This window comes from Pararhizobium gei, from assembly GCF_029223885.1.
GTDB classification, from domain to species: Bacteria; Pseudomonadota; Alphaproteobacteria; order Rhizobiales; family Rhizobiaceae; genus Pararhizobium; species Pararhizobium gei.
The window spans coordinates 2,844,207-2,857,391 of sequence record NZ_CP119409.1; the positions used below are offsets into that span (position 1 = coordinate 2,844,207).

General features: G+C 60.9%; 12 protein-coding genes. 8 read left to right on the top strand and 4 right to left on the bottom strand.

Features of this window, described 5'->3' with window-relative positions:
* Positions 1–136 precede the first annotated feature (136 nt).
* Complete coding sequence (locus tag PY308_RS13845) at positions 137–898, bottom strand: N-acetylmuramoyl-L-alanine amidase (protein ID WP_275783524.1); 762 nt, start codon at positions 896–898, stop codon at positions 137–139.
* Complete coding sequence (locus PY308_RS13850; protein ID WP_275791126.1) at positions 895–1,602, bottom strand: J domain-containing protein; 708 nt, start codon at positions 1,600–1,602, stop codon at positions 895–897. Before PY308_RS13850 ends, PY308_RS13845 begins: the two co-directional genes overlap by 4 nt.
* 302 nt (positions 1,603–1,904) lie before the next feature.
* On the opposite strand from PY308_RS13850, the gene PY308_RS13855 reads away from it, so the two are divergent.
* The 4 genes from PY308_RS13855 to PY308_RS13870 all read left to right on the top strand — a co-directional run bounded on the left by PY308_RS13855 (position 1,905) and on the right by PY308_RS13870 (position 5,850).
* Complete coding sequence (locus PY308_RS13855; RefSeq protein ID WP_275783525.1) at positions 1,905–2,780, top strand: DMT family transporter; 876 nt, start codon at positions 1,905–1,907, stop codon at positions 2,778–2,780.
* 100 nt (positions 2,781–2,880) lie between these two features.
* On the top strand, positions 2,881–4,095 hold the full coding sequence (locus tag PY308_RS13860; RefSeq protein ID WP_275783528.1) for a pyrophosphate--fructose-6-phosphate 1-phosphotransferase: 1,215 nt from the start codon (positions 2,881–2,883) through the stop codon (positions 4,093–4,095).
* A 79-nt stretch (positions 4,096–4,174) separates the two neighbouring features.
* Entirely contained in the window at positions 4,175–4,807 is a 633-nt protein-coding gene (locus PY308_RS13865) for a LysE family translocator (protein WP_275783530.1), read from the top strand.
* Positions 4,808–4,923: 116 nt separating this feature from the next.
* Positions 4,924–5,850: a lytic transglycosylase domain-containing protein gene (locus PY308_RS13870; RefSeq protein ID WP_275783531.1), complete on the top strand. Its 927-nt coding sequence runs from the start codon at positions 4,924–4,926 to the stop codon at positions 5,848–5,850.
* Positions 5,851–5,894: 44 nt separating this feature from the next.
* Here PY308_RS13870 and PY308_RS13875 read toward each other — a convergent pair whose 3' ends face one another.
* Positions 5,895–7,244 carry a serine hydrolase domain-containing protein gene (locus PY308_RS13875; RefSeq protein ID WP_275791127.1) on the bottom strand — a complete coding sequence of 450 codons (1,350 nt, stop codon included), beginning with the start codon at positions 7,242–7,244 and terminating at the stop codon, positions 5,895–5,897.
* 205 nt (positions 7,245–7,449) lie between these two features.
* Here PY308_RS13875 and PY308_RS13880 point away from each other — a divergent pair, with 205 nt between their 5' ends.
* From PY308_RS13880 to PY308_RS13895, 4 genes are all read left to right on the top strand, one after another.
* Positions 7,450–8,700 carry a BtaA family protein gene (locus PY308_RS13880; RefSeq protein ID WP_275783533.1) on the top strand — a complete coding sequence of 417 codons (1,251 nt, stop codon included), beginning with the start codon at positions 7,450–7,452 and terminating at the stop codon, positions 8,698–8,700.
* Positions 8,697–9,386 (top strand): class I SAM-dependent methyltransferase, encoded by a 690-nt coding sequence (locus PY308_RS13885; RefSeq protein WP_275783536.1) that lies wholly within the window; start codon positions 8,697–8,699, stop codon positions 9,384–9,386. Before PY308_RS13880 ends, PY308_RS13885 begins: the two co-directional genes overlap by 4 nt.
* 186 nt (positions 9,387–9,572) lie before the next feature.
* On the top strand, positions 9,573–10,373 hold the full coding sequence (locus tag PY308_RS13890) for a glycoside hydrolase family 25 protein (protein ID WP_275783538.1): 801 nt from the start codon (positions 9,573–9,575) through the stop codon (positions 10,371–10,373).
* A gap of 134 nt (positions 10,374–10,507) precedes the next feature.
* Positions 10,508–11,716: a lytic murein transglycosylase gene (locus tag PY308_RS13895; protein ID WP_275783539.1), complete on the top strand. Its 1,209-nt coding sequence runs from the start codon at positions 10,508–10,510 to the stop codon at positions 11,714–11,716.
* On the opposite strand, the gene PY308_RS13900 is transcribed toward PY308_RS13895, so the two are convergent.
* Positions 11,717–13,141, bottom strand: coding sequence for a cation:proton antiporter (locus PY308_RS13900; protein ID WP_434064257.1), 1,425 nt, complete (start codon positions 13,139–13,141; stop codon positions 11,717–11,719). It lies immediately after the preceding gene.
* Positions 13,142–13,185 lie beyond the last annotated feature (44 nt).

The following is a 13,185-nucleotide window of genomic DNA, read 5'->3' on the forward strand; positions in this document are numbered from 1 at the left end:
TCATCAGCAGGGAGGTTTTGCCTCAAATCACCTGCCGCTTGGCACGGCCGGAAAAGACCCGGCCTTCGTGACGAGGATGTGGCAGCGCACAAAAAAATAAACTGCGGCTGGAAATCGGGCGTCCACGAATGGCTTTTCAGAGGCTGAATGCAGGCAGCGTGGACAGCAATCGGTGCAGTGTGTCCAGCGTCGAAATATCGGCAATACCATCGACGCGTGACTGGCGGAAATGGCGCTGGAAGGCCTCCACCACGCCTTGCGTCCTGTCGCAAAAAAGGCCAGTGACTTCAATTTCATAACCATAGAGCGACAGCATCGTCTGGACAGCTTCGACGGGCTGCCCCTGATCGCCCTTTTGGAAAAACCGGCCGCCGCCGATCGGGGCTGCCGGAACCCAATGTCCGACGCCCTTGGCGTAAAGCCTCTGCCAGGGGAATTTTTCCCCGGGATCGACCTTACGAACAGGGGCGACGTCGCTGTGTCCAAGTACCTGTTCGGGGGCTATCGACCATCGACTGACACAATTGCGACACAATTCACCGACGGCATCGATCTGCATATCTGGAAAATCCGGCAGGTCGGGATGCCCCATATTGGCGATCTCGATACCGATCGAGCGTGAATTGATGTCCACCTCGCCCTTCCAGGCACTTTTCCCGGCATGCCATGCGCGCCGGCTCTCGGAGACCAGTTGATCGACACGGCCATCCTCATGGACGAAATAATGGCTGGAGACCTGGCTTTCCTCGCGGCAAAGCCAGTCGAGCGCCGCTGCGCCGGTCGCCATTCCGGTGTAGTGGAGGATGATCATATCGGGCGTCCGGCCACCGGCCCTTTCGCCATGGTTCGGCGAAGGCACGGCGGTTGCGGCGGGATAGTCACAGGCGAAATCCGTCATGCCGCGCGGCGCTCTTTCTCGATTGCCTCATAGGCGGCATTGAGGGCGGCCATGCGGTCGTTGGCGATCGCATGGAACTCCTCCGGCACGCCGCGCGCCACCAGTTTATCCGGATGATTTTCCGACACCAGCACACGATAACGCCTGCGGATGCTGAGAAAATCATCCTTCGGCGAAACGCCGAGCACCTTGTAGGGATCCGCGCCGTTGATATCGACGTGGCGCGCCATGATCTCCTGGAAACGGTGCTGGTCCATGCGGAAGATTTCCGCCACGCGCGACAGGAAAGCAATTTCCTTGTCGTGCAGCGCGCCGTCGGATTTGGCGATATGGAACAGCCCGTCGACAATGTCCTCGAGGATCGGGCAGTCCTGCTCGCAGGATACGCAGAGCGACGCCATTTTCTCGGCATAGGCCTCGTAGCCGGCAACGTCCTGCCGGGCCAGATTGTAGAGCCGCGCAACATTCCGCGCCTGATCGTCCGGAAATTTGAAAATGTCACGAAAGGCCGCAACTTCAGCCTCGCTGACGATGCCGTCCGCCTTGGCCATCTTTGCCGACAGCGCAATCATGGCCACCGAAAAGGCGACCTTGCGGCGCGTCTCGGGATCGCCTTCGAACAGCGTCCGGATCGCCTCCACCACACCGGCAAGCGCATTACCCGTGGTGTTGACAATGTTGAGGATGCTCTCCCAGAATGACATAGGCACGTTCTTTCCCATGATTGCGGACCCACAGCTGCGGAAAGCGGCTGCACGGAAGGTAGTTCCGTGCACAGGCCCAAAGACACAAGGCTGCGCCGTCTTCGCAGGCGCGAAAGTCCACAGCATGACCAGATGTCGAGGCGGATTGCAAGGCTTGGCGGCCAGCCATCGGCCATATCTGACGAATTTGTGATGGCCCCTCACTATTTCCCATTCGTCGGGGTGATCGGTCGATCATGCAAATGAATTTGACTCGTTGCGCGTTGCAATGCGAGCCAACGGACCTCAATCTGGAGGCTTTCATGCGCATTTCCACCCACCCTCAGGCCATGGGAATGCTCCTCGGCCTGATCGGCGTCATGATCTTCGGCGCGACATTGCCGATGACCCATATTGCACTTGGAGGTTTCTCACCGTTCTTCATAACGTTCGGCCGCGCCGTCATCGCTTCCATCCCCGCGGGACTGGCGCTGCTGGTGCTTGGCAGGCGTTGGCCCAAGGGACACGGCGCAATGCTGCTCGGTGCCGGCATCTGCGTCGTCTATGGCTTTCCCATCTTTTCCTCGATTGCGATGCAAACGATACCGGCAAGCCATGGCGGCGTCATCCTCGGACTTCTGCCGCTGCTGACGTCGATTTTCGCAGCACTCGTCGACGGGGAGCGGCCCGGCCCCACCTTCTGGGCCTATGGACTGGCGGGAGCCGCACTGGTCGTCCTCTTCTCTGTTCGCGACAGCGGCTTTCATCTGCAGGCCGGCGATGCCTGGCTCTTTCTGGCTGCCGTTACCGCTTCGCTCGGTTATGTGCTGTCCGCCAAAATGTCCCGTACTGTCGGCGGTTGGGAAGTCATTTCCTGGGCGCTGGTCATCACGTCTCCCGTATCGCTTGTCGCCACCTTGCTGGTTGCGGCCAACGGCATCCACCAGCCGAGCGGCGCGGAACTGGGCGCGCTGTCCTATCTCGGGCTGATGTCGATGTTCGGCGGCTTCATCTTCTGGAACGCAGGGCTGGCGCTCGGCGGAACCGGCCGTGTTGCGCAGGTACAATTGTTGCAAACCTTCGTTACCCTTGCCGTCTCCGCCGTGGTTCTGGGCGAGGTGATCAGCCTTGCCACGATCGGCTTTGCGGTTGCGGTCGCTCTCATCGTCTGGCTCGGACGCAAGGCGCGGATCGCCTGACACCGTTCAGTGTTCGGAGGTTAAGACCTGTCATTTAACTTCCAGGAGAATTGCGCTAGAGAGCCATAAACGATCCGCCGCAGTTCTCGAGGAGACCAGAATGCCCAAGCAAAAAGTTGCCATGTTGACCGCAGGTGGCCTTGCGCCCTGCCTCTCCTCCGCCGTCGGCGGCCTGATCGAGCGCTATACCGATATTTCGCCCGATATCGAACTCATTGCCTACCGCTCCGGCTACCAGGGCGTACTCCTGGGCGACCATATCGACATCACCCCACAGATGCGGGAAAAGGCCTATATCATGCACCGCCACGGCGGCTCGCCGATTGGCAACAGCCGGGTGAAGCTGACCAACACGGCCGATTGCGTCAAGCGCGGCCTTGTCAAGGAAGGCCAGAACCCGCTGAGGGTCGCGGCCGAGCGGCTGGCATCCGACGGCATCACCATCCTGCACACGATCGGCGGCGACGACACCAACACGACGGCTGCGGATCTTGCCGCCTATCTCGGTGCCAATGGTTACGACCTCACGGTCGTCGGCCTGCCGAAGACTGTCGATAACGATGTTGTGCCGATTCGCCAGTCGCTGGGCGCCTGGACGGCTGCCGAGTACGGCGCAAAATTCTTCGACCACGTCAGCAACGAACAGAGCGCCGCGCCCCGAACCCTCGTCGTCCACGAAGTTATGGGCCGCCACTGCGGCTGGCTGACGGCGGCAACGGCGCGCGCCTATATCCAGATGACCGACGACAAGGAATTCGTCGACGGCTTCATGATGAATGAGAGAATGAAGAACATCGACGGCCTCTATCTGCCGGAAACTGCATTCGACCTCGAATCGGAAGCCGAGCGCCTGCGTGCCGTCATGGACAAAGCCGGATTCGTGACACTGTTCGTCTCGGAAGGTGCATGCCTCGACGCTGTCGTCGCCGAGCGCGAAGCTGCCGGTGAAGCCGTCAAGCGCGATGCCTTCGGCCACGTGAAGATCGACACGATCAATGTCGGCGGCTGGTTTTCCAAACAGTTCGCGGCACTTCTCGGCGCGGAGCGCTCGATGGTCCAGAAATCCGGCTATTATGCCCGCTCGGCGCCCGCCAATGCGGACGACCTGCGCCTGATCCAGGGCATGGTGGATCTTGCAGTCGAAAGTGCGCTGAACAAGGTTTCCGGCGTCACCGGTCATGACGAGGACAAGGGCGGCAGGCTGCGGACGATCGAATTCCCGCGCATCCGCGGCGGCAAGCATTTCGACACCTCCGTCAAGTGGTTCGGCGATGTGATGGACGTGATCGGCCAGAAATGGTCGACGACGGCCTGAGCGGCCGTAACGGTCTATTGACGGAACGTTTTGCGCGTGGCCCCATGGCGGTCCCGCCACGCGCAAAACGGAGCTTTTCATGTCAATCGAACACTGGCTGGCCTTCGTGGCCGCCTCCGCCGTCCTGCTTGCCATTCCCGGCCCGACCATCCTGCTCGTCATCTCCTACGCGCTGGGACATGGGCGGAAGGTTGCAGGCTCGACGGTCGCCGGTGTGGCCCTCGGCGATTTTACCGCCATGACCGCCTCGATGCTCGGCCTTGGCGCGCTGCTCGCCACCTCCTCGGCGATCTTCCTCGCGTTGAAATGGGCCGGCGCCGCCTATCTGATCTGGCTGGGTATAAAACTCTGGCGCACACCGCCTGCCATCGATACCGACTCGGCCTGGAGCTCGCCGGCGGAGCGGTCGTTTCGAATCTTTCTGCACACATATGTCGTGACCGCGCTGAACCCGAAAAGCATTGTCTTCTTCGTCGCCTTCCTGCCGCAGTTTCTCGATCTGCAGCGGCCGCTTCTGAACCAGATGCTGATCTTCGAAACAACGTTCCTCGTCCTCGCCACTGTGAACGCCGGGGCTTACGCGCTGATCGCCTCAGCCGCGCGAAAAACCATCCGAAAGCCCAAAGTGCAGGCCGCCGTCAACCGGACGGGTGGCACGCTCCTGATCGGCGCGGGCCTTCTGACGGCCGGCTTGAGACGCGCTGGCTGCTGAAAAAACCGCTCGCGCTTGCGAACGGCCGCCCTTTGCGTTAATGAAGTTTTGCAAAGGGTGGTCAATGGCCGCTGATTTGCGGGGGCTGCGGGGCCTGAAAGCACGAAAGCGACAGCATGGCGAATTTCCGTTTTTCCGTTTCGAAACCGGCTGTTACGGCCTGCGCTCTGGTCTCTGTGTCGCTTGCGGCGGGTTGTTCCAGCGTCGAGCGAACGCCGATGGAGCAGTTGATGGCCGTGCAGACGGCCGTGCCGCTGGCGAAACCCGGAACGGAAATGACGGCTTACGCTTTGCCGACGCCCGATGGAGCAACGGCTTCGACGGCCGCAGCACTGGCTGTCGAAGCAGCCATGATGGCGCCGGGCGAAATGAATGCCGCCAACCCGATTTCGACGCCTCAGGCGACCGCCACTGTTCAAACAGCTGCCGTATCCGTCCTTCCCCAGACGGCAAACGCTCTGGTCGCTCCGGCGAAAAGCCGGACCGCAATGGCAGCTTCCCCGCAAATTCCCGACGGCATGGTCATGGCCGCGATGGAATCGGATTTCGACACCGGTGAACCGGTTGGACTTGAAACACTTGTCGCCAAGCGCATGATCGTGCCGGTACAGAAGCCGTCCATGGCGCAGCAGGTTTTGGGGGCTCCCCAGGCCGTTTTCGCGTCACTGACGGAGAAGAAGCCGACAAGTTCCCGTCCCGAGCTCGACCGGCTCATCTCCCACTATGCCAAGCTGAACAAGGTTCCCGAAGAACTGGTCCATCGCGTCGTCAAGCGCGAAAGCACATACAATCCGCGCGCCTATCATTCCGGCAATTACGGCTTGATGCAGATCCGTTACAACACCGCCAAGGGCCTGGGTTACACCGGTTCTGCCGAAGGCCTGTTCGACGCCGAAACCAACCTGAAATATGCGACGAAATATTTGGCAGGCGCCTTGATGGTTGCGGACAACGAACTGGATGGGGCTGTGCGGCTCTATGCCAGCGGTTATTACTATCATGCCAAGCGCAAGGGCCTGCTCGACACTTTGGGCATGCGGTAGCCAAAAGCTATTCCCCACGCACCACCGAGGCTTGAAAGTGTCTCTCAGTTGATCGCTTCGATGATTCTGGCACCCAATATCCGGGCGTCGTAGCCGAGGCGCGATGGCGTGAGGCCAAGACGCACGACAGCAAGGCCCTGCGACGGAATGAGCAGGACGGTTTGTCCGTCATGCCCCTGCAGCCAGTAAGCGTCCTCCGGCAGCGGCGGCCCACCTTCCCGCCCATACCGGGCCCAGACATGCCCCGCGCCATAACGGCCATTCGACGCCTTCGTCGGGCTGCGCATGAAGGTTACGAAATCCGGCGGCAAAATCTGCTCGCCGTTCCAGCTTCCGTTCTGCAGAAGGAAAAGACCGAACCGCGCCCAGTCGCGCGCCGTTGCATACATGTAGGACGAGCCGACGAAGGTGCCGTGCGCGTCTGGCTCGATGACGGCGCTTGTCATGCCCAGCGGCCGGAACAGCGCCGCCCTTGGAAAGGTCAGCGCCTCCCGCACGCTTCCAAACGTGTTCATCCAGAGCCGTGACAGGATCATCGACGCGCCGCTGGAATAACTGAAACGATCGCCCGGTTTGGCTTCCAACGGCCTGGAGGCGGCAAAGCGCGCCATGTCTCCTTCCAGGTAAAGCATACGGGTCACGTCGGTCACATTGCCATAGTCCTCGTTGAACCGAAGGCCGCTCTGCATGGCAAGCAGGTCGGAAAGCCTGATCTGGCTGCGCGGGTCGTTGCGCCATTGCGGCAGAAGCTCGGTCCTGTCGAGCGCCATCTGACCGTCGCGGATGCGGATGCCGATCAATGCCGCAGTCACGGTCTTGGTCATGGACCATCCCAGCAGCGGCGTCGCGCTGTCGAAACCCTCGCCATAGGCCTCGCCGACGATCCGCCCGTTTTTGACCACCACGACCGCGCGCATGCCCGGACCGGCAAGCTGCGCGTCCGAGAGTAAGCCCTGAACCGATGGATTGATGCTGGCGCCACTGCCATCGGGCCAGGGTTTCGCGTCGTCGATCTCCGGCATGCGCCGCCGCAATTGCCGATTGCCGGGAAAGGCGGCGAATTCACCCTCGGTCACATTGGTGCAGCCGAGACCTTCGCGATAGATGGCATGGGCGGGTGCGGCGAAGCCGAACATCCGCGCCGTTACCGTCTTGCGGGTCTGATCGACGGAGACCCTGACCAGACGAAGCAACGGATGCCCGGGTGCCTGTACGTCCTCGGCGAGAACCCTGTCCGCTTCCCGTCCGGCGAGGAAGACATTCGAGCAGACAATTTTCGCGGCATAACCATCGCCGACGCGCAGCAGTTCTGGCGGCAGGATCACCAGCCATCCGGCGACGGCGGCAAGAACCGCCGAAACCGATCCTGCAAGCCACAATAGTCGTCTGCGCATCATAGTGCCTCTGCTTCGCCGGACCCACCAAAACAGGATTCCCATCCTTTAGGAAGCGTTTATGACGATCACAATGGCGCGACCGCCGTTTGTGCCCATCAGCCGACGGGAACGGCATAAGCCAGAACACGATGCTGGGCTCCGTCATCAAAGTGTAGCGGACTCGCCCTAGAAGCTCGCCCATCGTCAACGGATGGCAGGTGACATGACCGATTTCGCACCCGGCGCAGGCTACGGCAAAAGCAACCGCAAGCTCAAGACCGCCTTGATACAACACAAGGCCCTGACGCTGGACGGATTGTCGGAACGGCTCTTCGGCCTGCTTTTCTCCGGCCTCGTCTACCCACAGATCTGGGAAGACCCGGCCGTCGACATGGAAGCGATGCAGATCCGGCCCGAGCATCACATCGTCACCATCGGTTCCGGCGGCTGCAACATGCTCGCCTATTCGTCCGCGTTTCCGGAGCGTATCGACGTGGTGGATCTCAATCCGCACCACATCGCCCTCAACAAACTGAAACTTGCCGCCTTCCGCCATCTGCCGTCGCATGCGGATGTGGTCCGCTTTCTGGCCCGGCACGACATGAAGAGCAATATTCAGGCTTTCGACATGTTCATCGCCCCGAGGCTCGACAGTGCCACGCGTGCTTACTGGAATCGGCGCGGCCTCAACGGGCGCCGCCGCATCGGCGTGTTCGGCGAAAACATCTATCGCACCGGCCTGCTCGGCAGGTTCATTGGTCTTGGCCATCTTCTCGCCCGGCTTCATGGCGTCGACCCCACCGAAATTGCCAATGCCCGCTCCATGCGCGAGCAGCGGCAATTCTTCGATGAACGGCTGGCGCCCCTGTTCGATCGCCCGGTTGTCCGTTGGCTGACCAGCCGCAAGAGCTCGCTGTTCGGTCTCGGCATTCCTCCACGCCAGTTCGATGAGCTCGCAAGTCTCAGCAGCGAAAAATCGCTGGCAGGCGTGCTGCGCCAGCGTCTGGAAAAGCTGTCCTGTCATTTTCCGATGAAGGAAAACTATTTTGCCTGGCAGGCCTTCGCACGGCGTTATCCCATGCCGCATGAGGGCGAGTTGCCTCTCTATCTGCAGGCCGAACGGCACGAAGCGATCCGTAACAATGCCGAACGCGTCCACGTGCACCACGCCAGCTTCACCGAACTGCTCGCCAAAAAATCCGCCGACTGCGTCGATCGTTATGTCCTTCTTGATGCGCAAGACTGGATGAGCGACCGGCAGCTCAACGAACTCTGGACCGAGATCACCCGCACATCGGCCGAGGGTGCGGTCGTGATTTTCCGGACCGCAGCCGAAGACAGCATTCTGGAAGGCCGGGTTTCGCCGGCCCTGCTCGATCAGTGGCGCTACGATGCCGCACAATCGCAGGCGCTGAACCTGAAGGATCGCTCGGCCATCTATGGCGGCTTTCATATCTACAGGAAGGCGGCATGACGGCCGCCCGTTCCACCGTCGATCCCGGTCACGCCGAGCGCATGGACAGGATGTATCGCACCCAGCGGCACATCTACGACCTGACCAGAAAATACTATCTCTTCGGGCGTGACACGCTGATTGAAACGCTCGATGTCCCTCCCGGCGGCAGTGTGCTGGAAGTGGGCTGCGGCACGGGCCGCAACCTGGCCCTTATCGGCCGCCGCTACCCGAAATCGCGCCTGTTCGGTCTCGATATTTCCGCCGAGATGATCGCCTCTGCGGAAGCCAAGCTGAAGCGCACCGGCGCCAGCAACGCAATCCTGCGCATCGCCGACGCCACGGATTTCGACGCTTTCGCTTTCGGAGAGGCCGGCTTCGACCGTGTCGTCATTTCCTATTCCCTGTCGATGATCCCCGATTGGAACATGGCGATTGATGCGGCAATCGCGGCGCTGAAGCCCGGTGGAAGCCTCCACATCGCCGACTTCGGTCAGCAGGAACGGTTGCCCCGGATTTTCCGCATCCTTCTTCAGGCTTGGCTGAAGCGTTTTCATGTCACGCCGCGTGCCAGTCTTAAATCGGTCCTGAACCGCAAAGCCGCTCAAAACGGCGACGCGGTCGAATTCCACCCGCTCGGCCGCGGCTATGCCTGGCTGTTCACCTATCACCGTAGCAGCGACGCCGCGCAGGCAAGCTCCAGGTAACCCAGCCATCCTATACCATCGGCAAGCGACTTGCCGTGTGACGGCTGTTGACGCAATTGTTGCTTGAAAATAACTGAATTTTTACGATGATAGGGTGAAGATGAGGCTCGAGCCTCCGGGGATTACGACATTAACGGGTATTATCGTGTGAGGCAGCATCGTCGATCGTTTCGGAACGGATCCCCCATGCGCCGGCTATTTCTGGCTCTCCTGCCTATCGTGACACTTCTGTCCGCCTGCACCTCGACGGATTACGATCTCGTCTCGACCGCGTCGATCCCGCCAAAATTTCAGGACAAGGATCCGCAGGATTTCGGTGTGAAGACGCCGAACCACCACACGATCCACGGCATCGACGTTTCCAAGTGGCAGGGCGACGTCGATTGGGCCAAGGTCAGGGCGTCCGGCGTCGCTTTCGCCTTCATCAAGGCGACGGAAGGCAAGGACCGGGTCGATGCGCGCTTCAACGAGTACTGGCAACGCGCCCGTGCCGCAGGCCTCCCCTACGCGCCTTATCATTTCTATTATTTCTGCTCGACGGCCGACCAGCAGGCCGATTGGTTCATCGCCAATGTGCCCAAGAGCGCCGTGCATCTTCCGCCGGTGCTCGATGTCGAGTGGAACGGCGAATCGAAGACCTGCCGCTCCCGCCCGTCGCCGGCGACGGTCCAGGCCGAAATGAAGCGTTTCATGGACCGGCTGGAGCAGCATTATGGCAAGCGGCCGATCATTTATACCTCGGTGGATTTCCATCGCGACAATCTCGTCGGCCAGTTCAACGACCATCATTTCTGGGTTCGCTCGGTAGCGGCGCATCCGACGAAAATCTATCCGGAACGGCGCTGGGCCTTCTGGCAATATACCAGCACAGGCGTCGTCCCCGGCATCGAAGGCAATACGGACATCAATGTTTTCGCCGGCTCGCCAAAGAACTGGAAAGCATGGGTCTCCGCCGTGTCGCAGCCGCGGGAAGTGGCCGGAAAATAAGCCTTCTGCGCTGAATTCTTGTTTCTGCCCTATTGCCGTGCGAACTCGACTTTCATAGTTTCAATGATTGCGGCGTCGGCGTCTTCAAGCCCAATGCCCTTTGCCGGTTTCCGGCCTGACAACAAGGACTTTCGATGATCCGCGGCACCCTGCGCTCCGTTCTTTCGATCGGTTTTCTCACTCTTTTGGCATCTTCTGCAATGGCGCAGGATGCGGCGACGCCCAAAGCCCCCTGCGGCGGCGATCTCGCGACTTTTCTGGAAGGCGTCAAGGCCGAAGCCCTCGCCAAGGGTATTCCGGCGGAAGCCGTGGATCGGGCGCTTAGCGGTGCCGCCATCTCCGAAAAAGTGCTCAGCCGCGATCGCGCGCAGGGCGTCTTCAAGCAGAGCTTTACGGAGTTTTCCCAGCGCACGGTCAGCAAGGCACGGCTGGACATGGGCGCGAAAAAGATGACGGAATTTGCCTCCGTCTTCGACCGCGCGGAAAAGGAGTTCGGCATCCCGGCAGCGGTCATCGCTGCCTTCTGGGCGATGGAGACGGATTTTGGCGCCGTCCAGGGCGATTTCAACACCCGCAACGCCTTGGTGACTCTTGCCCATGACTGCCGACGCCCGGAAATGTTCCGGCCGCAATTGATCTCGGCGATCGAGATGGTTCAACACGGCGATCTCGATCCGGCAGCGACCACCGGCGCCTGGGCCGGCGAGATCGGACAGGTCCAGATGCTGCCGGAAGACATCATCGCCCATGGTGTGGACGGCGACGGCGACGGCCATGTGAAGCTCAAGGAGAGCTCCCCCGACGCCATCATGACGGCGGCCAAATTCATCAACAGCCTCGGCTTCAAGGCCGGCGAGCCCTGGATCCAGGAAGTCAGCCTGCCGGAAAATCTTCCCTGGGAAAAGACCGGCCTGCAGCCGGGCATGACGGCGGGTGATTGGTTCGCCTTGGGTGTCAAGCCGCGCGACGGCAATATGGGCTTTCCGCAACTCGGTGCATCCGTCGTCATTCCGCAGGGCCGCCACGGCGTAGCCTTCATGACCTATCCGAATTTCAACATCTATCTCGAATGGAACCAGTCCTTCATCTACACGACATCGGCAGCCTATTTCGCCACGCGTCTTGCCGGCGCACCACCCTATGAGACCCGCAATCCGGACCCTGGCCTCAGCGACGAGAGCATGAAGGCGCTGCAGACCAAGCTGCAGAGTCTCGGCCATGATGTCGGAAAGATCGACGGCATTCTCGGTTCCGGTACGCGCGCAGCCCTTCAAAAGGAGCAGTTGCGCCTGGGCATTCCAGCCGACGGATGGGCAACGCAGAGCGTTTTCGACGCGCTCTGATCAATGTTTTCCCAAGGCTTTCTCCCGCGCCCGCCGCCTGTGGTGGCGGGCAAGCCTGAAGGCGCGATAGCGGAGCCGAAGCGACCAGCGCGCATCGGCAAGTGCGGCTCCGCCTTTCGACACCTCGTTTAGTTCCCGCGCATAGGCAACGGCAAATGCCTTGCGGTAGGTCGACATATGGTCCGAGGCGATGTTCTCCAGCCGGTGCATGACGCTGACCCACAGCGGCGAGACCAGCAACGTGACGGCAGTGACCGCAATTGCCACCTTGTGCGTGTCGAACTGCAGCACGCCGGCGCTGAGGCCCGCTGCAGCCAGGATGAAAGAGAACTCGCCGATCTGCGCCATCGACAATCCCGCGACCAGCGCGATCTGCGGCGGCGAGCCCGTCTTGCGCAGAAGAAAGATGTTCAAGATAGACTTGGCTGCAATGACGATCAGAGCCGCGCTCAAGACCGACCAGATATTATCTCCGATGAAGTCCAGATCGATCAGCAGCCCGATCGACAGGAAGAAAACCACCAGGAGAACGCTCTGGATCGGCTCGATGACCGGAATGACGCGGCTGCGCAAGGTGGAATTGCCGATCACGATGCCGGACAGGAATGCGCCATAGGCAGGTGACATGCCGGCAAGGCCGGAAATGGCGGCGGCCCCGAAACAGACGGCAAGCGCGCCGAGAGCCAGAATCTCCACCTTGTCCTCCACCGCCTCGCTGAACGGAACCCTGATTTTGCCGTGACGGCCGAACCACCAGAGCAAGGCGGCGAGCACGGCGATGGCGATCAGCATCTTGATGGCAATTGCCGCAAAATCGGGTTGATCGCCTCCCAGGCTCGAGACGAGGATGAGCATGGGCACGACTGCGATGTCCTGCGCGATCAGCACGCCGACCGCAATTCGCCCGGTCTCGCTGCGAAGCTCGCCCATGTCCTCAAGCATTTTCATCGCGACGACAGTGGACGACATGGCGATGACAAAGCCTAGAATCACGCCTTCGGCGAGACTGGCGCCGGTGATCAGGCCGATAAGGCTGCCCGCGACGACCGCGGCCGCTACCTGCCCGCCGGCAACCAGAAGCGCCTGCCGCAGGCTCAGCACGAAGGCCTTGACCGACAATTCCATGCCGATGAAAAACAGCAATACGACGACGCCCATTTCCGCCAAAAGCGCGACATTGCCGCTCGATGAAATGAAGCCGAAGCCGGTCGGTCCAAGCGCCACGCCGGCAAGAATGAAACCGACGAGCGGCGGCTGCCGCAGGCGAAGGAAGCCGAGCCCCAGAAGCGCCGCGACGGCGACGACGATGGCAATGGGAACAAGCCCCTGCCCGTCATGGGCGGCAGAAGCGATGATGTGCGGTGTCGGCTCCAGTTGTTCGGCCCCCTTTGAATTGCCCTGACAAAGCTCAAGAATCGGGTGGATTCTATACGCCTCAAGTCTTAGCCCAGCCTATGTTTCGAATGAGA

Excerpts from the sequence above, each read along its gene's own strand:
- PY308_RS13890 (WP_275783538.1), top strand. The coding sequence starts at position 9,573 with ATGCGCCGGCTATTTCTGGCTCTCCTGCCTATCGTGACACTTCTGTCC.
- PY308_RS13880 (WP_275783533.1), top strand. The coding sequence starts at position 7,450 with ATGACCGATTTCGCACCCGGCGCAGGCTACGGCAAAAGCAACCGCAAG.
- PY308_RS13865 (WP_275783530.1), top strand. The coding sequence starts at position 4,175 with ATGTCAATCGAACACTGGCTGGCCTTCGTGGCCGCCTCCGCCGTCCTG.
- PY308_RS13845 (WP_275783524.1), bottom strand. The coding sequence starts at position 898 with ATGACGGATTTCGCCTGTGACTATCCCGCCGCAACCGCCGTGCCTTCG.
- PY308_RS13870 (WP_275783531.1), top strand. The coding sequence starts at position 4,924 with ATGGCGAATTTCCGTTTTTCCGTTTCGAAACCGGCTGTTACGGCCTGC.
- PY308_RS13850 (WP_275791126.1), bottom strand. The coding sequence starts at position 1,602 with ATGTCATTCTGGGAGAGCATCCTCAACATTGTCAACACCACGGGTAAT.
- PY308_RS13885 (WP_275783536.1), top strand. The coding sequence starts at position 8,697 with ATGACGGCCGCCCGTTCCACCGTCGATCCCGGTCACGCCGAGCGCATG.
- PY308_RS13860 (WP_275783528.1), top strand. The coding sequence starts at position 2,881 with ATGCCCAAGCAAAAAGTTGCCATGTTGACCGCAGGTGGCCTTGCGCCC.
- PY308_RS13875 (WP_275791127.1), bottom strand. The coding sequence starts at position 7,244 with ATGCGCAGACGACTATTGTGGCTTGCAGGATCGGTTTCGGCGGTTCTT.
- PY308_RS13855 (WP_275783525.1), top strand. The coding sequence starts at position 1,905 with ATGCGCATTTCCACCCACCCTCAGGCCATGGGAATGCTCCTCGGCCTG.
- PY308_RS13895 (WP_275783539.1), top strand. The coding sequence starts at position 10,508 with ATGATCCGCGGCACCCTGCGCTCCGTTCTTTCGATCGGTTTTCTCACT.